19 protein-coding genes and 1 pseudogene are annotated in these 23785 nt (G+C 76.6%); 8 read left to right on the plus strand and 12 right to left on the minus strand.

Translation table 11 applies throughout. The features are described from left to right. The first annotated feature begins 27 nt into the window (after nt 1-27). Nucleotides 28-705: a hemerythrin domain-containing protein gene (locus ACFPK1_RS05645; protein WP_378019922.1), complete on the plus strand. Its 678-nt coding sequence runs from the start codon at nt 28-30 to the stop codon at nt 703-705. A 25-nt stretch (nt 706-730) separates the two neighbouring features. On the opposite strand, the gene thiD (ACFPK1_RS05650) is transcribed toward ACFPK1_RS05645, so the two are convergent. The 6 genes and pseudogenes from thiD (ACFPK1_RS05650) to ACFPK1_RS05675 form a co-directional block, all read right to left on the minus strand. After that, the gene (thiD, locus tag ACFPK1_RS05650; RefSeq protein ID WP_378019923.1) at nt 731-1570 is read right to left on the minus strand and encodes a bifunctional hydroxymethylpyrimidine kinase/phosphomethylpyrimidine kinase; all 840 of its coding nucleotides are present in this window, start codon (nt 1568-1570) and stop codon (nt 731-733) included. A 53-nt stretch (nt 1571-1623) separates the two neighbouring features. Beyond that, nucleotides 1624-2469, minus strand: coding sequence for a bifunctional hydroxymethylpyrimidine kinase/phosphomethylpyrimidine kinase (gene thiD / locus ACFPK1_RS05655; protein ID WP_378019924.1), 846 nt, complete (start codon nt 2467-2469; stop codon nt 1624-1626). 92 nt (nt 2470-2561) lie between these two features. After that, nucleotides 2562-5750 (minus strand): BTAD domain-containing putative transcriptional regulator, encoded by a 3189-nt coding sequence (locus tag ACFPK1_RS05660; protein WP_378019925.1) that lies wholly within the window; start codon nt 5748-5750, stop codon nt 2562-2564. Nucleotides 5751-5828: 78 nt separating this feature from the next. Next, entirely contained in the window at nt 5829-6425 is a 597-nt protein-coding gene (locus ACFPK1_RS05665; protein ID WP_378019926.1) for a S1C family serine protease, read from the minus strand. Continuing rightward, nucleotides 6401-6634: pseudogene (locus tag ACFPK1_RS05670) on the minus strand (trypsin-like peptidase domain-containing protein); the annotation flags it as partial. The gene ACFPK1_RS05665 and the pseudogene ACFPK1_RS05670, both read right to left, overlap by 25 nt. 234 nt (nt 6635-6868) lie before the next feature. Further along, nucleotides 6869-7456, minus strand: coding sequence for a peptide deformylase (locus ACFPK1_RS05675; protein WP_378019927.1), 588 nt, complete (start codon nt 7454-7456; stop codon nt 6869-6871). A gap of 145 nt (nt 7457-7601) precedes the next feature. On the opposite strand from ACFPK1_RS05675, the gene ACFPK1_RS05680 reads away from it, so the two are divergent. Next, a complete protein-coding gene (locus ACFPK1_RS05680; protein ID WP_116707140.1) occupies nt 7602-7901 on the plus strand; it encodes a DUF3263 domain-containing protein in 300 nt (99 codons plus the stop codon). Nucleotides 7902-7980: 79 nt separating this feature from the next. After that, nucleotides 7981-8745 carry a LytR C-terminal domain-containing protein gene (locus ACFPK1_RS05685; RefSeq protein ID WP_378019928.1) on the plus strand — a complete coding sequence of 255 codons (765 nt, stop codon included), beginning with the start codon at nt 7981-7983 and terminating at the stop codon, nt 8743-8745. A gap of 30 nt (nt 8746-8775) precedes the next feature. On the opposite strand, the gene ACFPK1_RS05690 is transcribed toward ACFPK1_RS05685, so the two are convergent. The 4 genes from ACFPK1_RS05690 to moeA form a co-directional block, all read right to left on the minus strand. Continuing rightward, a complete protein-coding gene (locus ACFPK1_RS05690; protein ID WP_378019929.1) occupies nt 8776-11034 on the minus strand; it encodes an AAA family ATPase in 2259 nt (752 codons plus the stop codon). Continuing rightward, nucleotides 11031-12098 carry a CDP-alcohol phosphatidyltransferase family protein gene (locus tag ACFPK1_RS05695; protein ID WP_378019930.1) on the minus strand — a complete coding sequence of 356 codons (1068 nt, stop codon included), beginning with the start codon at nt 12096-12098 and terminating at the stop codon, nt 11031-11033. Before ACFPK1_RS05695 ends, ACFPK1_RS05690 begins: the two co-directional genes overlap by 4 nt. Continuing rightward, entirely contained in the window at nt 12095-12856 is a 762-nt protein-coding gene (locus ACFPK1_RS05700; protein ID WP_378019931.1) for a phosphatidylserine decarboxylase, read from the minus strand. The genes ACFPK1_RS05695 and ACFPK1_RS05700 overlap by 4 nt, the downstream gene beginning before the upstream one ends. A gap of 347 nt (nt 12857-13203) precedes the next feature. Then, nucleotides 13204-14418 carry a molybdopterin molybdotransferase MoeA gene (gene moeA / locus ACFPK1_RS05705; RefSeq protein ID WP_378020271.1) on the minus strand — a complete coding sequence of 405 codons (1215 nt, stop codon included), beginning with the start codon at nt 14416-14418 and terminating at the stop codon, nt 13204-13206. A gap of 150 nt (nt 14419-14568) precedes the next feature. On the opposite strand from moeA, the gene ACFPK1_RS05710 reads away from it, so the two are divergent. Next, a complete protein-coding gene (locus ACFPK1_RS05710; protein ID WP_378019932.1) occupies nt 14569-16068 on the plus strand; it encodes a serine/threonine-protein kinase in 1500 nt (499 codons plus the stop codon). A 179-nt stretch (nt 16069-16247) separates the two neighbouring features. Beyond that, nucleotides 16248-17879, plus strand: coding sequence for a chaperonin GroEL (gene groL, locus ACFPK1_RS05715; protein WP_337718332.1), 1632 nt, complete (start codon nt 16248-16250; stop codon nt 17877-17879). A gap of 493 nt (nt 17880-18372) precedes the next feature. Here the strand turns inward: groL and ACFPK1_RS05720 are convergent, their stop codons facing one another. Both ACFPK1_RS05720 and ACFPK1_RS05725 read right to left on the minus strand, forming a co-directional pair. After that, nucleotides 18373-19755 (minus strand): MFS transporter, encoded by a 1383-nt coding sequence (locus tag ACFPK1_RS05720; RefSeq protein WP_378019933.1) that lies wholly within the window; start codon nt 19753-19755, stop codon nt 18373-18375. Between the two features lie 68 nt (nt 19756-19823). Continuing rightward, entirely contained in the window at nt 19824-20444 is a 621-nt protein-coding gene (locus ACFPK1_RS05725) for a TetR/AcrR family transcriptional regulator (RefSeq protein WP_378019934.1), read from the minus strand. A gap of 97 nt (nt 20445-20541) precedes the next feature. Between ACFPK1_RS05725 and ACFPK1_RS05730 the strand changes: the two genes are divergently transcribed. From ACFPK1_RS05730 to ACFPK1_RS05740, 3 genes are read left to right on the plus strand one after another with little or no spacing between them, the layout of a single operon-like run. Further along, on the plus strand, nt 20542-21327 hold the full coding sequence (locus ACFPK1_RS05730) for a MaoC/PaaZ C-terminal domain-containing protein (RefSeq protein ID WP_378019935.1): 786 nt from the start codon (nt 20542-20544) through the stop codon (nt 21325-21327). After that, entirely contained in the window at nt 21327-22136 is an 810-nt protein-coding gene (locus tag ACFPK1_RS05735; protein WP_378019936.1) for an alpha/beta fold hydrolase, read from the plus strand. Before ACFPK1_RS05730 ends, ACFPK1_RS05735 begins: the two co-directional genes overlap by 1 nt. Then, complete coding sequence (locus ACFPK1_RS05740; RefSeq protein ID WP_378019937.1) at nt 22133-23785, plus strand: AMP-binding protein; 1653 nt, start codon at nt 22133-22135, stop codon at nt 23783-23785. The genes ACFPK1_RS05735 and ACFPK1_RS05740 overlap by 4 nt, the downstream gene beginning before the upstream one ends.

Genomic DNA, 23785 nt, shown 5'->3' on the forward strand with positions numbered 1-23785 from the left:
GCGACCGCCACGAACGGAGCAGCGACCATGACCACCGCGACGCCGACCCGCCAGGACGACCTGCTCGGCATCACCCTCGGTCACCGCGCGATGTGCGCCGACAGCCGCCGCCTCGCCGACCTGGCCGCGCGCGTCGTGGACGGGACCGAACGTGTGGACCGGACCCGCGCCGTCGCGATCGCCCGCTGGGTCGGGCGGCTCGCCGACGAGATCCTTCACCACCACGAGGCGGAGGACGACGTGCTCTGGCCGGTCCTCGAGGCCCGCGCCGGCGACCGCGTCGACCTCGCCGCCCTGACCGACGACCACGCGGCGCTCGACCCGCTGCTCGTCCAGGTGCGCGCGGCGGCCGACGACCTCGCGCAGGCGCCCGCGGACGCCGCGGCGGCCCGGGCGCTGGCCCGCCACCTCGGCGCGCTGGCCGACCTGCTCGCGGAGCACATCGCCGAGGAGGAGCGCGAGGTCTTCCCGATCATCCTGGCGCACGTCCCGCAGCACGAGTGGCACGGTGTGGAGGCCGCGGTGCGCGACCGGGGCGGCGACATGGGCTTCGTCCTGCCCCGCGTCGCCGCCGTGGCGAGCCCGGAGCAGAGGGCCGCCCTGCGTCGCGTCGCCGGCCCGGTGCTCACGGTCCTGCTGCCCCTGACCCGCCGGCGGCTGCGCCGCGCCGAGAGGCTCGTGTTCGGAGGCGCTTCGCGCTTATGAGTGATCTGGGTCCCGGCGGCCCGGATCACTCACGTGCGCGCAGCGCATCGTCGACCGCCCACAGCGGCGACACCGGCCCGACGCCGGCGCCCAGGGGGTACGACTCGGCGACGGCGCGGCGGATGTAGCGCTCGGCGGACGCGACGGCGTCGGGCATCGAGGCGCCCCGGGCCAGCGCGGCGCAGGTCGCGCTGGCCAGGGCGTCGCCCGCGCCGTGGACGTGCGGGGTGTCGATGCGCGGGCCGGAGAACTCCCAGGTCTGCTCGCCGTCGAAGAGCAGGTCGACGACCTCGGGCGACCCGCGCAGGTGCCCGCCCTTGACCAGCACGTACCGCGGTCCCATCGCGTGCAGGGCCGCGGCGGCCTCGCGGGCGGTGGCGGCGTCGGTGACGGTGACGCCGGCGAGCAGGCGCACCTCGTCGAGGTTCGGGGTCGCGAGCGCGGCGCGCGGGAACAGCCGCGTGCGGATCGCCTCCATCGCGTCGTCGGCGAGCAGCGGGTCGCCGCGCATCGAGGCCGCGACGGGGTCGACGACGAACGGCACGAGGTCCGCGTCGCGCCCGATGCCGACCTCGTCGACGACGTCGGCGACCGCGTCGATGATCTCCCGCGAGGCCAGCATCCCGGTCTTGGCCGCGCCCACCCCGATGTCGGTGACCACGGCCCGGACCTGCGCCGCGACCGTGTCCGCGGGCACGAGGTGCACCCCGGAGACGCCCAGCGAGTTCTGCACGGTGACCGCGGTGACGGCCACGCACCCGTGCACCCCGCAGGCGGTCATCGCGCGCAGGTCGGCCTCGAGCCCGGCGGCGCCGCCCGAGTCGGAGCCGGCGATCGTCAGCGCGCGCGGTGGGGTCTCGGCCATGGATGGGCTCCGCCCTCGTGAGTGGTTCGGGTTGCCATGACGACCCATATCACTCACGTGGGCGGAGCCCATCGCGCCACCGACCACAGCGCCGACACCGGGCCGTGGCCGGCGCCGAGCGGGTAGGCGTGCTCGACGGCGCGGGTGATGTAGGCCTTGCCGAGCGCGACGGCGTCGACGAGCGCCATCCCGCGCGCCAGCCCGGCCGTGACCGACGACGCCAGCGAGTCGCCGCCGCCGTGGGTGTGCTCGGTCCGCCGTCGCGGCGAGGTGAACCGGTGCTCGGTGCCGTCGGCGGTCACCAGCAGGTCGACGACCTCGGGCGACCCGGCGAGGTGCCCGCCCTTGACCAGCGCCGCGCCCGCTCCCAGGTCGAGCAGCGCGCGGGCCGCCGCGCGCGCGGAGTCGTCGTCGACGACGTCGACCCCGACCAGCAGGCGCACCTCGTCGAGGTTCGGTGTCACCAGCGTGGCGCGGGGGATCAGCAGGGTGCGCACGGCGTCGAGCGCGTCCGGCGCCAGCAGCGGGTGCCCGTGCATCGAGGCGGCCACGGGGTCGACGACGAAGGGCACGCGCGTCCCGAGCCCCACCTCGTCGCCGGCCTCCACCACCGCGGTGATGATCTCGGTCGAGGCGAGCATGCCGGTCTTGGCCGCGTCGACGCCCATGTCGCCGGCCACCGTGCGGATCTGGGCGGCGACGACGTCGGGCGGGATCGCGTGGAAGCCCTCGACGCCCACGGAGTTCTGCACGGTGACCGCGGCGACCGCCACCGCCCCGTGCACCCCGCAGGCGGTGAAGGCGCGGACGTCGGCGGTGAGCCCGGCGCCGCCGCCGGAGTCCGTGCCGGCGATCGCGAGCGCGACGGGCGGGGTCGACGGGGCCACGGTTCCTCCCATGCCGGCATGACCCGGCCGGTCCAGCGGTCGGCGGCTCCCCGCCCTCTCAGCCCGGTCATGACGGGCTCCCGCGCGAACGATCGGCGCGGACGCTAACCGCGCGCGTCGAGGGGCAGCAACTCGTCGACCCGGTCGCGCCACGGCCCCGCCCCGCCGACCACGGTCAGCGCCCGCGCCAGGTGCGCCGCGACGGCGGCGTCGCCGTGCCCCAGGGTCCGCGCGAGCCGGGCCAGCACGAGGTCGATCGGCGCGAACGCCAGGATCCCGGTGACCGACAGGCCCCACCGCCCCGCGTACGGCTCGAGCGCCGCGAAGGCCTCCGCCCCGCGCTCGCGGTCGCCCAGGCGCGCGGCCACCAGGCCCTGCACGGTGAGCAGGCCGCCCCAGCTCCAGTCGCGCGGCACCGGCAGGCGCTGCGCCCACAGCGCCCGCGCCTCCTCCTCGTGCCCGGCGTCGAGCAGCGCGAGCGCGAGCAGGTCGTGGGCGTAGCGCGGGAACGCGGCGTCGATGCGCCGCAGCGCCGGCAGCGTCGCGGACGTGTCCCCGCGGGCCAGCGCGAGCGTGAACCGGGCGACCTCGACGAGCACCACCGCGTGCGGCACCCCCGCCGCGGCCAGGCGCTCGCCCTCCGCGGCGTAGGTCCGCTCGGCGAGGTCGTCCTGGCCGCCGGTCAGCGCCAGCATCGCCTCGTGCAGGCCGACGAAGGCCAGCGTCATCTCCAGCTGCCCGTCGGTCGCGGCGGCCAGCGCGGCGTCGGCGTGGTGGCGCGCGGCGGCCGGGTCGTCGCGGACCACCGCCGCGCAGAACAGCACGTGGTGGGCCTCGGCCCGGTGGTCGGCGTGCCCGCCGGCCTGCGCGGCCTCGAGCATCTCGCGCCCCACCGGCTCGATCCGGTCCCACCACTCCGGCTGCGAGTTGACGAGGAAGACGGTGTTGAGCGCGGTGCACAGCAGCCGGGTGCGGCCGGACGCGCGGGCGCGCCGCAGGGCCTCCTCGGCCAGCGCGGCGGCCCGCGCGGGCTCGACGAACTCGATCTCCCGGGCGAACGCCACCAGCAGCCGGGTGTGCCCCTCGTCGTCGAGGGGCAGGGCGAGGAGGTCGTCGAACAGCGGCGCCATCCGCCCGCCCGTGCCGCGCACCGGCCACGGCATCGGCGCGTCGACGCTGGTCAGGGCCCGGGCGACGAGGTCCGGGTCGCCGGTCGCGCGCGCGGCCTCGACGGCGAGCCCGCGCTCGGCGTGGGCGTGCTCGCCGGCCCCCGACGCGGCGAGGGCGGCGACCAGCGCGCAGCGCAGCCCCACCACCGACGGCCCGTCGGGGACGCGCGCCAGGGCCGCGCGGCACAGCGCCACCGCCGACCGGAACGCCCCGCGCGCCATCGCGGCGTCGGTGGCCGCGGCGACGTGGGCGACCATCCGGTCGGGAGCGACGCGGTCGCCGGCGGCCAGGGCGTGGTGGGCCAGCGCGGCGGGGGAGGCGGGCCCGGCGACGCCGGCCTCGAGCACGTCGAGGATGCGCGCGTGCCGCCGGGCCCGGCGCAGGCGCGGGACCTCGGCGGCGACGACCTCGCGCCACAGGTCGTGGACGAAGCGCACCGCGTGCGCCCCGTCGTCCTCGCCGAGCACCCCCGCGCCCACCGCGTCCTCGAGCCCGTCGAGCACCTCCTCCTCGATCTCGGCGGTCGTGCGGCCGGTGACCGCGGCCTCGACGGCGAGCACGAGGTCGACGTCGGCGGAGCGCCCGAGCAGCGCCACGTGGGTCAGCACCGCTCGCGAGGGCCCGGGCAGCTCGCGCAGCCGGCGGCGCAGGACGTCGCGGACCCCGGCGGGCAGCCCGTGCTCGCCGGTGGTCACGGCCAGGCGGGCCACCTCGCGGACGAACAGCGGGTTGCCGCCGGTGCGGTCGGCGACGGCGGCCGCGGTGGCGCTGTCGGCATGCAGCCCGTGGCGCGCGAGCAGGGCGCCGACCGCGTCGGGGGCGAGCCCGCCGAGGGCCAGGCGGTCGGAGACGACCGTCGCCAGCGCGGCCCACGTCGCGTGCAGGGCGGCGGTGTCCTCCTCGCCGCGGTGGGTGCCGACGACGAGCAGCCCGGCGCCCGCGCCGGTGGCGACCATGCGCAGCAGGCGCAGGGTCTCGTCGTCGGCGCGGTGCAGGTCGTCGAGGGTGACGAGCACGGGCGCGCGGTCCACGAGGGCGTCCAGCACGGCCCGGTCGCGGGCGAAGGGGGTGTCGCCGTCGGTGTCGGTCCTGCCGGCACCCAGGTCCCGCAGCACCTCGGTCCAGGGCCAGGCCGGCGGGGCGCCGTCGACCTCGGGGCACCGCCCCCGCGCCACCGTCCAGCCCGCGCGGGCGCGCCGCTCGGCGACGGCGTCGACCAGCGTCGTCTTGCCCGACCCGGCCTCGCCGGCCACGAGCACCAGCTCCACGGCGCCGGCCGCGACGCGCTCGGCCGCGGCGTCGCAGCGCGCGAGCTCGCGGTCGCGGCCCAGCGGCGGTGCCGACGCCGGGGCCTCAGGGCCCCGGACGGTCAGCACCGTGGACTCGAGGCGGACGAGCGCCGGGCCGGGGTCGAGGCCGAGCTCCTCGCGCAGGTGGCCGCGGGTGCGTCGCAGCAGCTCGAGGGCCTCGGGGGCGCGCCCGGCGCGGTGCAGCGCGGTCGCGAGCAGCCGCACGCCCTCCTCGCGCAGCGGGTGGTCGCGGACGTGGCCCTCGAGCAGCGGGACGACGTCGGCGTGGCGGCCCAGGGCCAGCTCGGCGGCGGCGAGGCGCTCGCGGGCGGAGCGGACCACCTCGTCCAGCCGGGCCGCCTCCGCCCGCGCCCACCCCTCGTCGGCGAACTCGGCGTACGCCGGGCCGCGCCGCACCCCGAGGGCCTCGCGCAGCAGGGCGGCGGCGCGGTCGGGTGCCTCGCCGCGGGCGCGGTCGACGAGGCGGGTCAGGCGGGCCGCGTCGAGCGCGTCGGCGCCGGGCAGGCGCAGCGCGTAGCCGGGGGCGGCGGTGACGAGGACCCGCGACGGGGTGCGCGGCGCCCGGCGGGGCTCGAGGACCCGGCGCAGGTGCGACACGTGGACCTGCAGCGACGCGAGCGCGTTCGGCCCGGGGTGACCGCCGGCGAGGTCGTCGACGAGACGGTCGGCGGTGACGACCTCCCCGCCCGCGACGGCCAGCCGCGCGAGCACGGCGCGCCGGGCCGGGCCGCCCAGCTCCACCGGCGCGCCGTCGACGGTGGCGCGCAACGGACCCAGGACCCCGATCTCCACGGTGGACCCGGTTCCCCCCACCGGCCGAGGGTAGGTCGTGCACCCGGGCGTCGGCAGCTCGGCCGCGCGGGGCCCTCTCAGTGGTCCGTCAGTGGCCCGTCAGTGGTCCGTCAGCTCCGACGGGACCGCGATGACGTCGACCATCGCCTCGCCGCGCAGCACCGTCACCGGCATCGTGCGCCCGATCGACGGCGCGAACAGGCGCCGCTGCAGGCCCTGGGCGTCGCTGACCGGCTCGCGGTCGGCGGAGACGACGAGGTCGCCGGCGTGCAGCCCGGCGCGCGCGGCGGGGCTGCCGGGCACGACCTCGGCCACCCGCAGGCCCTTCTGGCGGCCGAGGCGGGCGGCGACGTCGGCGGGCAGGGGAGCGGGCGCCCCGACGAGCCCCAGGTAGCCGCGCCGCACGCGGCCCTCGTCGCGCAGGGCGTCGAGGATGCGCCGGGTCGTGCCCGTGATCGGCACCGCCAGGCCCAGCCCGACCCCGGCGACCGCGGTGTTGATGCCGACGACGTGGCCCGCCGCGTCGGCGAGCGCGCCGCCGGAGTTGCCGGGGTTGAGCGCGGCGTCGGTCTGGATGACGTCCTCGACGACCCGGCTCGCCCGCCCGCTGCGCACCGGCAGGGCGCGCCCGAGCCCGCTGACCACGCCGGCGGTGACCGACCCGGCGAGCCCCAGCGGGTTGCCGACCGCCACCACGAGCTGCCCACCACCAGCTCGCCCGCGTTGCCGAGCGTGAGCGCCGGCGGGGTGGGGTCGCGCGTGGTGAGGACGGCGAGGTCGGAGAGCGGGTCGGTGCCGCGCACCGTCACCCGCCCCTCGGTGCCGTCGGCGTAGGCGACCTCGCCGTCGCGGTTGCCGGCGACGACGTGCGCGTTGGTGACCAGGACACCGTCGTCGACGACCACGGCCGACCCGCTGCCCCGGCCGGCGCGCACCGCGGCGACCGACGGGCCCACGGCGGCCGCGACCGTGCTCACGGTGCGGGAGTAGGCGTCGAGCTCGTCCATACCTCCCGTGCTTACACCGTTGCAGAGCGCACGGCTGCGGTGTCCGCCGTGGGCGGAACCGCGCGGATGATCAACGGGGAGTTCGCACGCGTAGAAGCAGCGAACGCCACGTTCGCTGCAACAGCCCGGGCCTCAGTGCCCGAACGGGTCCGGGTCGACGCCCGGCATCCACGAGTTCCCCGGCACGCCCCAGCCGTGGTCGCGCAGGGCCCGCTTGGCGGCGCGGCGGTAGCGGCCGACCAGGCGGTCGACGTAGAGGTATCCGTCGAGGTGGTCGGTCTCGTGCTGGAGGCAGCGGGCCAGGTAGCCGGTGCCGGTGACGACGACCTCGGTGCCCTCGACGTCGACGCCGCGCACCTCGGCCCACGGCGCGCGCCCCGTCGGGAAGGACTCGCCGGGCACCGACAGGCAGCCCTCCTCGTCGTCGTCGGGGTCGGGCATCGTCTCCGCGGGCGCGTCGGCGGTGAGGACGGGGTTGACGACGACGCCGCGGCGCCGCTCCCCGTCCAGCTCGGGGTCGGGGCAGTCGAAGACGAAGACGCGGCGGTCGTCGCCGATCTGGTTGGCGGCGAGCCCGACGCCGTTGGCGGCGTCCATCGTGTCGAAGAGGTCCTCGACCAGGGTGCGCAGCGCGGCGCCGCCGAGCTCCTCGGGCGTCACGGGCCGGGTCGGCCGGTGCAGCACCGGGTCGCCGACGATGACGACGGGCCTGACGGTCACGGCGGGCACCGTAGTGCCCCGCGATCGCGCGGTTCTCACGCGTTGGGCCCCGCGCTGTCGGGGCGCCGTGATTGAATGGAGGAGCCCGAATGACAGGCGTGTCATTCGCGGCCAGCGGGACGCCGTGGGGTAGGAGGCGAGGAGCGTGGCGGACGCGGTTCGGGTGCATCCCCCGCAGGACGAGCCGTCGGACGGGCTCGACCGACGCGACCGCGAGATCCTCGCGTTCGAGCGCCAGTGGTGGAAGTACGCGGGCGCCAAGGAACAGGCGATCCGCGAGCTCTTCGACATGTCCGCCACCCGCTACTACCAGGTGCTCAACGCCCTGGTCGACCGGCCGGAGGCCCTCGCGGCCGATCCCATGCTCGTGAAACGCCTGAGGCGCCTGCGACAGAGTCGGCAGCGGGCCCGTGCGGCGCGTCGCCTCGGAGTCGAGCCTCGTTGATGGTCTCCTGACTCCCTGACGCGGCATTTCCGCCGAGCGAGCAGGGAGCGGACCGACGGTCCGCTGAGGGGAGCAGGACATGACTGGGCCCGGGTCCGCCGACGCCTCCCGCATGCGCATCGCGGGCATCGTGCTGCTCGCGATCGCCGGTGTCGCCGCCGTGGTCGGCCTGCTCGCCCTCGGGGGTGAGGGGCCCTCGAGCCCCACGGCCGCGCCCGCGAGCCCGGCGGCGCCGCTCCCCGGGGCGACCGGCAACGGATCCCCGGCCCCGCAGCCGGCGCCCGCACCGAACCAGGCCGGCGTCCCCGGCCAGGGCCTGCCCGGCCAGCCCGGCCAGCCCGGACAGCCCGGCGGCCCCGTCCCGCCCGGTGGCCCGGTGCCCCCCGGCGGTGTCGCCGGCGCCCCCGGCCAGCCCGGCGGCGCTCCGGCCGGCGGTCCCGCGGTGGGCGCACCGATCGTCCCCGGGGGCGGCGCGCCCGGCGGCGGTGGCGCCGTGGCCGGTGGCGCCGGCGGTTCCGGTGGCGGCTCCGGTGGGGGCGGCGGCGTGGACTCGTCGGTCGCGGTGCGGGTCTTCAACAACTCGACGATCCAGGGTCTCGCCGACCGCGCGGCCGCCGAGATGCGCGCCCAGGGCTGGAACGTCGTCGAGGTCGGCAACTACCCGAGCGGCATCATCCCGGAGAGCACCGTCTACTACCGCCCGGGCACGGGCGAGCAGGGCGCGGCCGAGGCGATCGCCCGCGAGTTCGGGCTGCGCTCGATGCCCCGCTTCGACGGCATCGCGAGCGCCTCGCCCGGCGTCATCGTCATCGCGACGAACAACTGGGGCCAGAGCCGGGGCTAGTTCTCCCCGGCGCCTAGTTCTCCCCGGCGCCTAGTTCTCCCCGGCGTAGGCCTCGAGCTCGGCGAGCTGGCGCGGGTCCAGCGAGGGCTTGACGGCCTCGCGGGCGGTGGCGAGGTCGCGCGCCGAGACCTCGGTCGACTCCAGCGACGTGCGCATCGCCGTCAGCGCCGCCTCGCGGATCAGGGCGGCGCAGTCGGCGGCCGAGTAGCGGTCGAGGTCCGCGGCGAGCGCGTCGAGGTCCACGTCGTCGGCGAGCGGGGTGTCCCGGGCGGAGGCCCGCAGGATGTCCGCCCGCGCGGCGGCGTCCGGCGGCGGCACGTACACGCGCCGCTCGAGGCGCCCGGGCCGCAGCAGGGCGGGGTCGATGAGCTCGGGGCGGTTGGTGGCGCCGAGCACCACGACGTCGCGCAGCGGCTCGGCGCCGTCGAGCTCGGTGAGCAGGGCGGCGACGACCCGGTCGGAGACGCCGGCGTCGGTCGACCCGCCACGGCGCGGGGCCAGGGCGTCGATCTCGTCGAGGAACACCAGCGCCGGTGCGGCCGCCGCCGCGCGCCGGAAAAGCGTGCGCACGGCCCGCTCGGACTCGCCGACGAACTTGTCGAGCACCTCGGCGCCCTTGACCACGAACACGTTCAGCGAGCCGGTGCCCGCCAGCGCCCGCACCAGGAACGTCTTGCCGCACCCCGGCGGCCCGTAGAGCAGCACGCCCCGCGGCGGCGACACCCCGAGCCGCGCGAAGGAGTCGGGGTAGCGCAGCGGCCACAGGATCGTCTCGGTGAGCGCCTGCTTGGTCTCGACCATGTCGCCGACCCGCTCGAGCGTCAGCCCGCCCGACGACAGCGTCTGCGACCCCGACGACAGCGACGCCGGGCGCACCGAGGACACGGCGCCGAGCAGGTCGTCGGTGGTCAGGGTGGGGTCGTCCTCCCCGGAGCCCGCCCGCAGCGCCGCCCGCACCGCCGCCTCGCGGCGCAGCGCGACCAGGTCGCCGGCCACGAAGCCCGGGGTCCGTGCGCCGACGGCCGCCAGGTTGACGTCCTTCGCCAGCGGCACCCCGCGCAGCAGCACCCCCAGCAGCTCGGCGCGGTCGCGGTCGCCCGGCGCGGGCAGGGTCAGCTCGCGGTCGACGAGGTCGGCGCCGCGCACGCGGGGGTCGAGGGCCTCGGGCCGCGCGGAGGTGAGCACCAGCGCCGTGCCGGCCGCGTTCGCCGCGCGGCGCAGCGCCTCGAGCACCAGCGTCGACAGCGGCGGGGGGTCGGACGCGGGGAGCAGTACCTCGGCGTCGGTGACGAGCAGGACGGTCGGGGCGCTCGCCGTCGCGTCGTCGACGGCCTCGCGGACGCGCGCGGCAGCCGCGCCCGCCTCGATCGCGGCGACCTCGGGGGCGGGCAGGCACACCGCCCGCGCGTCCTCGTCGGCGGCGACGGCCCGCACGAGCGTCGTCTTGCCGACGCCCTCGGGCCCGCTGACCAGCACCCCGAGCCGCGGCGCGGCGCCGAGGCGCTCGAGGAGCTCGGGACGCCGGAACACGAGGTCGAACCACTCGCCGAGGCGTCGGGCGGGCTCGGCCTGCCCGACGAGGTCGGCGACGGCGACCGCCGGCTCCTCGACGACCGGGGCGGGGGCGGCCGCGGGCGCCGGGGCCTGCGCGGCGGGGACGACGGGAGTGGGCGGTGCGCCCCCGGTGCCTGCTCCCGTGCTCGCCCCGTTCTGCCAGCGCACGACCGTCGTCGGCGCGACCACGAGAGCCGCGGACGGGTCGGCGCCGTGCGGCGGTTCGGCGGCGGTCACGGTGACGAGCTCGGTGGTCCAGGTGCCGCCCAGCGCGGCGGCCAGGCCCCGGCGCGCGCCCGCGGCGTCCGCGCCGGGGATCGGGCTGAGGTCCTGGGGGAGCAGCGAGAGCGTGTCGCCGGCGAGCAGGACCTTGCCGGTCAGGGCCAGGCGCAGGGTCTCCGGGGGCAGGGCGGCCGTGGCCAGACGGGAGCCGGCGACCTCGACCTGGCGCGCGACCGCGACCGGCGCGGCGGCCACGCCGACCGTCGACCCGTCGACGACGCCCGCGTTGACCATCGTCGTCTCGTCCAGCACCGCGGTGCCGGGCGCGGCGGGGGCGACGGCGGGGGCGACGAGGGCGGCCGTGGCGCGCGCACCCGTGACCCGCACCGCGTCCCAGGCCTCGAGGCCCAGCGCGGTGATCACCTCGGGGTGCAGGCGCACGACGCCGCGGCGCGCGTCGCCGGCCGAGGTGCCCAGCCGGGCGAGGAGGTCGACGCCGACCGGGGCGCTCACTGCTCGTCGTCCCGGTGCCGGCGCAGCCCGAGGCGGCGCGAGCCGCGCGGACGCGGCCGGCGGTCGCCGTGCCCGTCGCCGTGACCGTTGCGGTCGGCGGGCCGTCCCGGGGGCCGCTCGATCGGGCCGGGCGGGGGCAGGGGCGCCGTGGGGTCGCCGACGCGGCGGTCGCGGTCACGCCCGATGTTGCGTGCGGCGGTGCCGGCGCGGGCCGCAGCGCCCGCGACCCGGCGGCGCAGGTTGCGCCGCGGCGGCGCGAGACCCAGGCGGCGGTGGGCGCGGCGCACGGCGCGGCGCTGGCGCGGCGGCACGTGCCACACCTCGGGGTGCCGACCGAGCCAGCGGTAGCGGCTGACCGCCCACGGGATGTGCAGCAGGTAGAGGGCCACCGCCACGGCGTAGACGACGAACGGGAACGTCACGAGCGCGGCGGCGGCGAACGCGACCGCCACGAGCAGGGGCGCGACGAACGGGGGCGGCACGCGGACGCTCTTGAGCGAGGCGGTCGGCACGCGGCTGATCATCAGGCCGCCGACCAGCACCGTCCACACCCCGACCACCGCGGGCAGCGACCAGAACCCCGGCCCGAGCTGGACCTCGAGCGCGAGGGGGGCCAGCGCGATGAGCGCGCCGGCCGGCGAGGGGACGCCGACGAAGAACTCGCCCGCGTAGGGCGGCGCCTCCTCGTCGTCGGAGAGCGTGTTGAACCGCGCCAGGCGCAGCGCGGCCGACACCACCAGCACCAGCGCGACCACCCAGCCGATGCGGATGTCGTCCAGCGTCCACAGGAACAGGATCAGGGCCGGGGAGACGCCGAACGAGACGCAGTCCGACAGCGAGTCCAGCTCGGCGCCCATGCGGCTGGTCGCGTCGAGCAGGCGGGCCAGGCGGCCGTCGAGCGCGTCGAACACCGCGGCGACGGTGATCGCGGCCAGCGCGGCGACGCGGTTGTCCGCGATCATGAACTGCACGCCGGACAGCCCGGAGCACAGCGCGAGGACGGTGACGGCGTTGGGCAGCAGCCGCACGCCGCGCCCGCCGCCGCGTGCCGCCTCGGGGGTCACGACGTCCCCGGCAGGTCGGCCAGCACCGTCTCGCCGCCGACGGCCCGTTGCCCGGGCTCGACGCGGACCGTGCTGCCCGGCGGCAGGAGCAGGTCGACGCGCGACCCGAAGCGGATGAGCCCGTAGACGTCTCCGGCCCGGACCTCGTCGCCGGGCGCGGCGTCGCAGACGATGCGCCGCGCCACCAGCCCGGCGATCTGGAGGACGGCGAGGTCGTGCCCGTCGGTGCCGTGCACCCACATCGCCGTGCGCGCGTTGGTGTCGCTCGCCGCGGGGAGGTCGGCGGACAGGTAGCCGCCCGGGCGGTGCTCGACGGCCTGGACCTGGCCGTCGACCGGCACCCGCTGCACGTGGACGTCGTACACCGACAGGAAGACGCTGACCCTCGGGCGCGGCCCGGGCGGGAAGCCGCGGGCGACGAGGTCCTCGGGCGGCTCGGCGGTGTCGACCAGGCTCACCGTCCCGTCGGCGGGCGCCACCGCGATGCCCGCCTGCCGCGGCGTCGTGCGGTGGGGCGCGCGGAAGAACGCGGCGACCCCGGCGGTGACGGCCAGCGCCCCGAACGTCCCGCGGCCCCGCAGGGCGCGGACGCCGAAGGCCGCGGCGGCCACCGCGCCGATGACGGGGGCGCCCCCGGGGTGCAGCGGGGGCATGGTGTCGCGCACGAGGGCGAGGGCGTGGCGCACCGTGCCGCCGAGCCCCGAGGGGATCTCCGGGCGGTCGGCGTGCTGGGCGGCGGACTGGTCGGACGTGACCATCGTCGGTACGGATCCCTCTCCTCGACGGCGCGCGACCGAAACCTATCGGCCGAGCCGGAGGCGGGACGAGGTGGGAAGGCCCGGGATGGGGCCGGGGCCGCCAACCCCCGAGTCGGCGACCCCGGCCGGGAACCGCTCGTCCGCTCCCCAGCGACAAGCGGTTGGTCCTGTGACGGGCCCACCCGGACGATGTCAGGACACACGTGGCACGGGTCCATGACACCTGTCACACATGGTGCCCGATGTCGCGCGGCGGCGGAAGGCCGAGTCGCCCCAACGGTCCAACGATGACGCTCGACGGGACGCTCGACCAGGGGTTGACGGGGCTCCATCGAGCCGTTCCGGGATCACCCGTCCAGGAGCCAGACCTCGACGGTCTCCCCGGCCTCGACCCGCGTGACCTGCTCGTCCACGACGACCAGGCAGTCGGCGCGGGCCAGCGCGGCGAGCAGGTGCGACCCGGCTCCCCCGACCGGCGCGACCGTCCCCGCGACGGCGTCGATCCGCCCCCGGCGGAACTGCCGTCGTCCCGCGGGGGAGTCGAGCGCCTCGGCGAGGCGCGCGCGCACCCGCGGCCGGTCGGGCTGCGGGTGCCCGAGCGCGGCGCGCAGGACGGGGCGGACGAACACCTCGAACGAGACCAGCGAGCTCACCGGGTTGCCGGGCAGCGTCACCACGGCGACGTCGCCGAGCGGGCCGGCGTGGTGGCCCGCGCCCTGCGGCATCCCGGGCTGCATCGCCACCTTGGTGAACGTGACGCCCCGGCCGGCGAACGCGTCCTTGACGACCTCGTAGGCGCCCGCGCTGACCCCGCCGGAGGTCAGCACGAGGTCGACGGGGTCGTCGGCGCGGGCGGCGAGGGCCTCGTCGAGGGTGCGGGTGAACTGCTCGACGTCGTCGGGCACGAAGCGCAGCAGCTCGGCGCGCCCGCCCGCGTCGTCGACCGCGGCGGCGAGCATCGGGCCGTTGGACTCGTGGATCTGGCCGTGGCGCAGCGGTTCGCCCGGCGCGACGAGCTCCGAGCCGGTGGACAGCACGAGCACCCGCGGCCGGCGGCGCACCCGCAGCGTGCCGGCCCCGATCGCGGCCGCCAGCCCGATCTGCGCCGGCCCGAGCACCGTCCCGGCGGGCAGCACGACCTGCCCCGCGGTGACGTCCTCGCCGGCACCCCGCACGCTCTGCCCGGCGCCCACGGCCCGCTCGACGCGCACCTGCTCGGTGCCGCCGTCGGTCCACTCGACCTGCACCACCGCGTCCGCGCCCGCCGGCATCGCCGCGCCGGTCATGATCCGGTGGGCGGTGCCGGGAGCCAGGGGCGGGCCGTCGGTGCGCCCGGCCGGGACGTCGGCGGCGACGGGCAGCACCGTGGGGGTCTCGCCGAGGTCCGCGCTGCGCACCGCGTAGCCGTCCATCGCCGAGTTCGCGAAGGGCGGCAGCGGGTGGGAGGCGACGAGGTCGTCGGCGAGGACCCGCCCCCGGGCGTCGGCGAGGGCGACGATCTCCGTCGCCGTCGGGCCGAGCAGGGCGGCGACGGTGGCGGCGTGCTCGGCCACCGGTCGCATCGCCGAGGGGTCGCCGTGGTCGTGGCCGTGCCCGTGGTGTCCGTGGCCGTGTCCTGTCACGGCGGGCATCGTCCCGCCCGCCCCGCCGACCTGCCCGGCGGGTGCGCCGTTCTGCCCGGGACGGCGGGGGCGCGGCGTTAGGGTCGTCGCGTGGCGGACCGGAGCGCGCAGGACCTGACCGGGCAGCGGCTCGGCCACTTCCGCGTGGACGGCGTCATCGGCCGCGGCGGCATGAGCGTGCTCTACCGCGCCACCGACACCCGGCTCGGTCGCCGGGTCGCGCTCAAGGTCATCGACGAGGCGCTGGCCGCCGACCGCGAGTTCCGCGAGCGGTTCGTCGACGAGGCCCGCAACACCTCCGCGGTCGACCACTCCCACGTCGTCCCGCTCTACGACTTCGACGAGACCGACGGCCACCTCTACATCGCGATGCGCCACGTCGAGGGGCCCGACCTCGCGAGCGTCATCGACAACCGCCCGGTGGCGGTGGCGCGCACGCTGCGCCTGCTCGGGCAGGTCGCCGACGCGCTGGACGCCGTGCACGCCCGCGGCCTCGTGCACCTCGACGTGAAGCCGGCGAACGTCCTGGTCACGACCCGCGAGTCGGCCGGCGAGCACGTCTACCTGGCCGACTTCGGCCTGACCCGCCGCGGCGCCACCGGCCACCGGACCTCCGGCGGCGACTTCCTCGGCTCCCCGACCTATGCCGCCCCCGAGCACCTGCGCGGCGAGCCCGTCGACGCCCGCACCGACGTCTACTCGCTGACCTGCGTGCTGTTCACCTGCCTCACCGGGCGCGCGCCGTACCTGGGGTCGGTCACCGAGGTGATCGACGGCCACCTCGCCGGCGAGCTGCCCTCGGTCGCCGACCTCGTCGGCCTCGACCCGCGCATCGACGACGTCGTGCGCCGCGGCATGGATCCCGACCGGCCGCGGCGCCACGAGTCGGCGAGCGCCGTCATCGAGGCGGCCCGGGGCGCGCTGACCGGACCGGGCCCGCGGCCGCTGGTCGCCCCGCCGGCGGCGCGCCGACCCGCCGGGCCGCCGCGGCATCCCGGACGCGTGCCGCCCGTCGGCGCGGTGGGTCCGGTGGCGCCGGTGCGTCCCGTGGCTCCGGTCGCGCCGGTCGCGCCGGTCGCGCCGGTCGCTCGGGAGTCCGGCTCGGGGCAGGACCGGGACGCCCCGGAGGGTGCTGCGGCATCGGCGACGTCGGCGACGTCGGTCTCGAGCGAGGCGGCCGCGCCGGGGTCGGCCTCGAGCGAGGCGTCCGCGCCGGGGTCGGCCGCGCCGGGGCCGGCCGACGGCGGTCGTCCTCTCCGGAGCCCGGCGGACCCGCCCGTCGGCCGCCCGCTCCCGCCGCCCACCCCGCCCCGCGGCGGCCCGCCGATGCCGCCGGCGCGCCCGTTCGGTCCGGCGTCCGGCCCCTTCCCGGCGGCGCCGGGACCCGCGGGCCCGCCCGGTGGCCCGCCGCCCGGGCCGCTCACGCGCTCGTCGGTGGCCCCGCCGATGCGTCTGCGCGACCCGCTGCCGCCCGACCGCGACGGCTCGTTCGTCCGGGCCGCCGCCGACCGCCCGAAGCCGCTGGTGCTGGTCGTCGGTGGCGTGGTCGTCGTCGCGGTGGTCGTGCTCCTCGTGCTGCTGATCCTCTGACGGCGACACCCCCGAGGGGTTCGGTTGCACTCACCCCACCCGAGTGCCAACATGGATTTGGCACTCGGTATCGTCGAGTGCCAGGTCGGGACGGTGAGACCGGTGGTCTGGATGCCGGTCGTCCGTCGCGGGCACCGCGCCTGGCCGAGTTACGTGTCTCTCATCGGAGGACCACCCGCATGGCCAAGATGATCGCGTTCGACGAGGAGGCCCGTCGCGGCCTCGAGCGGGGTATGAACAGCCTCGCGGACGCCGTCAAGGTGACCCTCGGCCCGCGCGGCCGCAACGTCGTCCTGGAGAAGAAGTGGGGCGCCCCCACGATCACCAACGACGGCGTCTCGATCGCGAAGGAGATCGAGCTCGAGGACGCCTGGGAGAAGATCGGCGCCGAGCTCGTCAAGGAGGTCGCGAAGAAGACCGACGACGTCGCCGGTGACGGCACGACCACCGCGACCGTGCTCGCCCAGGCCCTCGTCCGCGAGGGTCTGCGCAACGTGGCCGCCGGTGCCAACCCGATGTCGCTGAAGAAGGGCATCGAGAAGGCCACCGAGGCCGTCTCGCAGCAGCTCCTGAAGTCGGCCAAGGAGGTCGAGACCAAGGAGCAGATCGCCGCCACCGCGTCGATCTCCGCCGGCGACGCCCAGATCGGCGAGCTCATCGCCGAGGCGATGGACAAGGTCGGCAAGGAAGGCGTCATCACCGTCGAGGAGTCGCAGACCTTCGGGCTCGAGCTCGAGCTCACCGAGGGCATGCGCTTCGACAAGGGCTACATCTCGCCCTACTTCGTCACCGACCAGGACCGGATGGAGGCGGAGCTCGACGACCCCTACATCCTGCTCATGTCCTCCAAGATCTCGTCGGTGAAGGACCTCCTCCCGCTGCTGGAGAAGGTCATGCAGTCCGGCAAGCCGCTGGCGATCATCTCCGAGGACGTCGAGGGCGAGGCCCTGGCCACCCTGGTCGTCAACAAGATCCGCGGCACCTTCAAGTCGGTCGCCGTCAAGGCCCCCGGCTTCGGTGACCGCCGCAAGGCGATGCTGGCCGACATGGCCATCCTCACCGGCGGCGAGGTCATCTCGGAGGAGGTCGGCCTCAAGCTCGAGACCGCGGACCTCAGCCTGCTGGGCCGCGCCCGCAAGGTCACCGTCTCCAAGGACGAGACCACGATCGTCGACGGCGCCGGCGCCGCCGACCAGATCCAGGGCCGCGTGCAGCAGATCCGCTCCGAGATCGAGCGCAGCGACTCCGACTACGACCGCGAGAAGCTCCAGGAGCGTCTCGCCAAGCTCGCCGGCGGCGTCGCGGTCATCCGCGCCGGTGCCGCGACCGAGGTCGAGCTCAAGGAGCGCAAGCACCGCATCGAGGACGCGGTCCGCAACGCCAAGGCCGCGGTCGAGGAGGGCATCGTCGCCGGCGGCGGCGTCGCGCTCCTGCAGGCCTCGGTCGGCGACGTCTTCTCGGGCCTCGGGCTCGACGGGGACGAGGCCACCGGCGCCAACATCGTGCGCACCGCGCTCGAGGCGCCGCTGAAGCAGATCGCCCACAACGCCGGCCACGAGCCCGGCGTCGTGGCCGAGAAGGTCCGTGGGCTCAACACCGGTGAGGGCCTCGACGCCGCCACCGGCGAGTACAAGGACCTGATCGCCGCGGGCATCATCGACCCCGCCAAGGTCACCCGCTCGGCGCTGCAGAACGCCGCGTCGATCGCCGCGCTGTTCCTGACCACGGAGGCCGTGGTCGCGGACAAGCCGGAGAAGGGCGGCGGCGCTGCTGCCGACCCGACCGGCGGCATGGGCGGCATGGACTTCTAGTCCACGCCGACTACGGCACCTGAAGGGCCGCACCCCCGCGGGGGTGCGGCCCTTCGTCGTTCCACGGGGCGGTGCACGGCGCTGGTGTGTCGAGGGGGTGTGCGCCGGCGCTGGTGTGTCGAGCGAGGGACTCCCCGGCTGCGTGGGACGCAGCGAGGGACGCCCTCGCTCTCGGGCTCGCCCGCGCGCACCTCGCCCCGGAGCGCCCCGCGCACGCGAGCGGTGGCGGGCGTCGGCTGATCAGGAGCACCTGGTGCACAGGGATCGCGGAAAGAGGGTGCACCCGGTACTCGTGATCTCCGGCGCGGCGCGAGGGCGAGGGCGACGCGGCGCGAGGGCGAGCGCCGCCGACCGTCCGAGATCACGAGCACCTGGTGCACCCCGAGCGCGCGCCGGGGTGCACCCCGCGCCCCTGATCTTCAGGGGTCGGGCGGACCCGGCAGCGCGAACGGGGACTTCGCGCGCCTAGAAGCAGCGAACAGCGCGTTCGCTGCTACCGACGAGCGGTCCCGGCGCGCACCGACTCCGGCGACGTCGCGGCCGCCTCGTCCTCCGAGGTCTCGTAGAGGTCCCGGCGGAAGCGCTCGCGGATGGTGATCACGGCGAGGAAGGTCAGGGCGGCGGTGCCGATGATGTACAGCGACACCGACCACGACGCCCCCGTGGCGGCGAGCAGCGCGGTCATGATGAACGGCGCGAGCCCGCCCGCGAACACCGACGCGAACTGGTAGCCCAGCGACGCGCCCGAGTAGCGGACGTCGGCGGGGAACATCTCGGCGTACAGCGTCGCCTGCGGGCCGTACATCGTCGCGTGGATCGTGAAGCCGACCAGCAGGGCGAGGAACACCAGCGGCACCGAGCCGGTGTCGATCAGCCAGAACAGCGGGAACGCCCAGATCGCCATGCCGACGGTGCCGGCGAGGTAGAGCTTCTTGCGGGTGCCCATGCGGTCGGTGAGCGCGCCGAAGAACGGCATCGTGATCACCTGGGTGAGCCCGGCGCCCATGACGCACAGCAGGATCGAGGTCCGCGACATCCCGACGGTCTTGGTCGCGTAGTCGAGCACCCCGCTGATGAGGATGTAGAAGGTCGCGTTGACGACGAAGAACGCGCCGGTCGCCTGGAGGATCTCCTTCCAGTACTTCCGCACGGCCTCCACCAGCGGCGCCTTGCGCAGGCCCGCCTCGCGCTTCGCGGCCGTCGAGCGCTCCCGCAGCGCGGCGAACACCGGGGTGTCCTCGATCTTGAGCTGCACGTAGAGCCCGATCAGCACGAGCACCAGCCCGGACAGGAACGGCACCCGCCAGCCCCAGCTCGTGAACTGCTCGTCGGACAGGGTCGCGGTGAGGATCAGGAAGAACAGGTTGCCGGCGACCGCCCCGAGGACGGCGCCGGTCTGCACGAGGCTGCCGTAGAACCCGCGCCGCTCGACCGGCGCGTGCTCGGTGAGCAGCAGCGCCGCCCCGCCCCACTGCGCGCCGACGCCCAGGCCCTGTACCAGGCGGGCCACGACGAGCAGGATCGGCGCCCAGACACCGATGACCGCGTAGTTCGGCAGCACCCCGATCGCGAACGTCGCCACGCCCATGACCAGCATCGCGGCCACCAGCGGGGGCTTGCGGCCGTACTTGTCACCCGCGTGGCCGGCGATGATGCCGCCGAGGGGGCGCGCGACGAAGCCGACCGCGAACGTCGCGAACGACGCGAGCGTCCCGGCCACCGGGTTCGACGACGGGAAGAACTGCGGCCCGAGCACCAGCGCCGCGGCGGTGGCGTAGATCAGGAAGTCGAACCACTCGAGGGTGGTGGCGAAGACGGCGGCCGTCGCGAGCCGGCCCATGCGCGGCGGTGCGTCGGTGGGGTTCTGCGGGGTCACGGGCGCCAACCTCTCGGTACATGAACGATCGTTCGTACCGTACGAGCGCGATGCCGCCCGCCACAAGGTCAGTGCGGCAGCGGGCTCTCGAGGAGGGCGAGGGCGTAGCGCGCCTGCTGCTCGGCGAGCTGGCCCCGCGACAGACGCCCGTCCGGGCGGTACCACTGCGCCACGCCCGCGAGCCCCGAGAGCACGGTGCGCGCGGCGTCGGCCGGGTACGGCGTGCGGAACTCGCCGGACGCCGCGCCCTGGGTGACGATCTCCTCGAACACCGCCTGCGTCGCGTCGCGGTCGACGACCAGGCGCTCGCGGTCCTCCCCGTCGAGGTAGCGCACCTCGTTGGTGGACACGATCATCGCGAGCTGGTGGTCGACGACGAAGCGGACGTAGGCGCGCACCGCCTCGCGCATCCGCGGCACCGCGTCGTCGCCCGCCTCGTCGACGGCCACGTGCAGGCGCGTGACGAGCTCGTCGTTGGCGTGGCGCAGCACCTCGGCGAGCAGGCGCGACTTCGACGGGAAGTAGTTGTACAGGTTCGACAGGCTGGTGCCCGCGCCGCGAGCCACGTCGCGCATGGAGGCGCCGTGGAAGCCCTTGGCGCCGAACGCCTCGAGGGCGGCGTTGAGGATCGCGGCCTCGTTGCCCCGGCCCGTGTCCCCGACCAGCGAGACCGTCGAACGCGCGTTCACGTCGGCCAGCCTAGAGGTCCGCGCGGCCCCTGCTTGACGCGTCGGCGCGCCGGATGATGGATTGGCATACGAACAGTCGTTCGTGTGGAGGTGCCGGGTGGGCGATCGGTGGTTCGAGGACTTCGCGGTGGGGGAGCGGTGGACCAGCCCGCCGCGGGAGGTCACCGCCGAGGACCTCGCGGCGTTCACCCGCGTCTCCGGCGACGACCACCCCCTGCACGCCGGACCGGACGCGATCCTGCAGGGGCCGTTCGGCGTCGCCGTCGCGATGGGGCTGCTGCAGGGGCTCGGGATCCACGGCGACGCGGTGCTCGGCCTGCTCGACACCCACTGGGCCTACCGGCGCCCGGTGCGCGTCGGCGACACCCTCGCCCTCGAGGTGACGATCGTGCGCGCCCGGCGCACCTCGTCGGGCGACCGCGGCGTCGTCACCCGGGCCATGGTCCTGCGCAACGAGCGCGGCGAGACCGTGCAGGAGGGCACGACGGCCGCGATGATCGCGGCCCGGGGCGCCGGTCCCGACCCGGTCGGGCGCGCGTTCGGCACGGTCGGCTGGGCCGAGGCGCTGAGCGACAAGACGGACCTCGCCGCGGACCTCGCGAGCTGGGACGGCACGATCGGGCTGCGCAGCGGTGACGACGAGGTGCACCTGCGCGTCTACCGCGGGCGGGTCATCGAGGTCGCGCGCCGGTCCCCGCGCGGCGCGACGTTCGTCCTCGGCGCCGACGCGGCGACGTGGCTCGAGCTGGTCGAGGCCGCCGACAACCCGTTCATGCGCCTCGCGATGGCCGGGCGCTTCACCGCCACCGGCGACGGCTACGAGTACCTGCGGCTGACCTCCGCGCTCCACCGCCTCGCCGACGCCGCCCGGGAGATCGCCTGATGCGTGCCGACTACCTGCCGCTGGCCGGCGGCCTCGCGTTCGTGGAGCAGCACGGCGAGGACGACGCCCCGCCCGTGCTGTGCCTGCACACCGCGGGCCAGAGCGGCGTGCAGTGGCGCCACGTCGCCCCGGCGCTCGCGGCCCGCGGGTACCGCGTGGTCGTGCCCGACCTGCCCGGGCACGGGCGCTCCGAGCCGGCGCCGGGCGGGCCCGTCACCGACCTCGGCGCCTACGCCGCGTGGTGCCTGGCGCTGATCGAGCGGCTGGGCCTGGACAGGCCCGCCGTCGTCGGCTGCTCGATCGGCGGCAAGATCGCACTGGACATCGCCGTGAAGTCGGAAGGACTCTCCGCCGTCGTCGCCATGGCCGCCGACGCCCACACCGGCGGCCGGCCGTCGGTGCGCGGCCTGCGCCGCGAGCTCTCCGACGTCGCCGCGCCGAGCCGCACCGACCGCACCCATCTCGGCACACTGGCGGTCGTCGGGCGCGACGTCCCCCGCGAGCGCGCCGAGCTCATCGCGACCATGCACCGACGGGAGGACCCGGCCGTGTCCACCTCCGACCTGCTGGGCTGGGCGACGCACGACCTGCGCGACGCGCTGCCGAGCATCACCTGCCCCGCCCACCTCGTCGTCGGCGACGACGACCTCTGGCTCGACGTCGCGCGGGTGCGTGCGGCCGCGGCCGCCATCCCGGGCGCCCGCTGCACGGTCCTCGAGGGCATCGGGCACTACCCGATGGAGGAGATCGCCGACTTCGACGCCGTCCTCGACGGCTGGCTCACCGAGCTCACGGCGGCCACGGCATGACCGGGCGCCCCGCGATCACGCCCCACCCGGTCGCCGCCTTCCCCGCGCCGGGTCCGGTGCCCGCGGACCTCCCCGACCTGCTCGGACGCCTCGCGCACCGCGACCCCGACGCGACGGTCGTGCTCGACACGACCCCCGACGGCACCACCCACCCCGTCACCCGCGGCGAGCTGTGGCGCCGCGTGCGCGCGCTGGCCGAGGAGCTCCGCGAGCACGGCGTCGGTGCGGGCGACGCGGTCGCGGTGTGGATGCCGAACTGGAGCGACGCGCTGGTCTGGCAGTTCGCCGTCGCCGCCCGCGGCGCGCACGTCGTCGGCGTCAACACCCGCTACGGCACCGAGGAGTCCGGGCACGTGCTCGCCCGCGCGCGCCCGAAGCTGGTCGCCCTCGCGGTGGGCTTCCACGGTCTCGACCTGCTGGAACGCCTGCGCGCCGCCGCCGAGCACTCGGGCGTGACCCCTGAGGTCGCCGTCGTCGGCGGGCCCTTCGGTGCCGAGCCCGACCCGGCCGCGCACGACGTCGGCGCCGGCGCCTGGACCCCGCGCCGCGACGACGGCCCGGAGCCGGCGCGCAGCGACCCGGGCGCGCTGGCGGTCGCGTTCACGACCTCCGGCTCGACCGGGCTGCCCAAGCTCGCCGCGCACAGCGGCACCGCGGTGCTGTCGCACGCGGTGGCCGACGCCGCGGTGCTCGGGCTCGGCGAGGGCGACGTCGTGCTCGGCGCGCTGCCGCTCTCCGGGGTCTTCGGCTACAACGCCGTCATGGCCGGGCTCGCCGCCGGTGCGACGGTGCTGCTCGAGCCCACCTTCGACGCCGACCGCGTGCTCGATCACGTCGCGACCCACCGCGTCACCCACCTCGCCAGCGGCGACGACCTGGTGCTGCGCCTGCACGAGGCCTGGACCGCGCGGCCCCGCGACCTCGCGAGCTGGCGCTGGTGGGGCGTCGCCGACTTCCAGGGCCGCAGCCACGAGCTGGCCGCCTGGCTCGGTGCGGAGGCCGGCACGCGGGTCGCGGGGGTCTACGGCTCGTCCGAGGTCTTCGCGCTCACCGCGACCTGGCCGGACGACGAGCCCGCGCCCGCGCGCTGGATCGGCGGCGGGCGCGTCGTGCACCCCGGCATCGCCGTCCGCGTCGTCGACCCCGACACCGAGGCCGTGCTGGAGCCCGGCGGCGAGGGCGAGATCCAGTTCCGGGGGCCGAACGTCGTCGACGCCTACCTGGGCGCCGACACCCCGGACGTCTGGACCGCCGACGGCTGGTTCCGCTCCGGGGACCTCGGCGTGCTCGTCGACGAGGGCGCCTTCGCCTACGTCTGCCGTCGCGGCGACGCCCTGCGCCTGCGCGGCTTCCTCGTCGACCCGGCCGAGATCGAGCTGCGGCTCGCCGCCCACCCCGACGTCGGCACGGCCAAGGTCGTCGGCGTCGAGGGCGACGACGGCGCCACCCGGGCCGTCGGCTTCGTGGTCGGCGCGGCAGGACGGACGCCGTCGGGGGAGGATCTGGTCGCGTGGTGCCGCGAGGCGCTCGCGGGCTTCAAGGTGCCGGCGGCGGTGCACGTCGTCGACGCCATGCCGACGACGTCGGGCACCAACGGCACCAAGATCAAGGCGGCGACGCTCCGGCAGTGGGCGCTCGAGAGGAGCTGA

It is taken from the genome of Actinomycetospora rhizophila (genome assembly GCF_042657905.1).
Taxonomy (GTDB): Bacteria; Actinomycetota; Actinomycetes; order Mycobacteriales; family Pseudonocardiaceae; genus Actinomycetospora; species Actinomycetospora rhizophila.

What these genes read in the sequence shown, in the direction of transcription:
- ACFPK1_RS05700 (WP_378019931.1), bottom strand. Translation starts at nt 12,856, where the DNA reads ATGGTCACGTCCGACCAGTCCGCCGCCCAGCACGCCGACCGCCCGGAG.
- thiD (WP_378019923.1), bottom strand. Translation starts at nt 1,570, where the DNA reads ATGGCCGAGACCCCACCGCGCGCGCTGACGATCGCCGGCTCCGACTCG.
- ACFPK1_RS05685 (WP_378019928.1), top strand. Translation starts at nt 7,981, where the DNA reads ATGACTGGGCCCGGGTCCGCCGACGCCTCCCGCATGCGCATCGCGGGC.
- groL (WP_337718332.1), top strand. Translation starts at nt 16,248, where the DNA reads ATGGCCAAGATGATCGCGTTCGACGAGGAGGCCCGTCGCGGCCTCGAG.
- ACFPK1_RS05740 (WP_378019937.1), top strand. Translation starts at nt 22,133, where the DNA reads ATGACCGGGCGCCCCGCGATCACGCCCCACCCGGTCGCCGCCTTCCCC.
- thiD (WP_378019924.1), bottom strand. Translation starts at nt 2,469, where the DNA reads ATGGGAGGAACCGTGGCCCCGTCGACCCCGCCCGTCGCGCTCGCGATC.
- moeA (WP_378020271.1), bottom strand. Translation starts at nt 14,418, where the DNA reads ATGCGACCGGTGGCCGAGCACGCCGCCACCGTCGCCGCCCTGCTCGGC.
- ACFPK1_RS05645 (WP_378019922.1), top strand. Translation starts at nt 28, where the DNA reads ATGACCACCGCGACGCCGACCCGCCAGGACGACCTGCTCGGCATCACC.
- ACFPK1_RS05735 (WP_378019936.1), top strand. Translation starts at nt 21,327, where the DNA reads ATGCGTGCCGACTACCTGCCGCTGGCCGGCGGCCTCGCGTTCGTGGAG.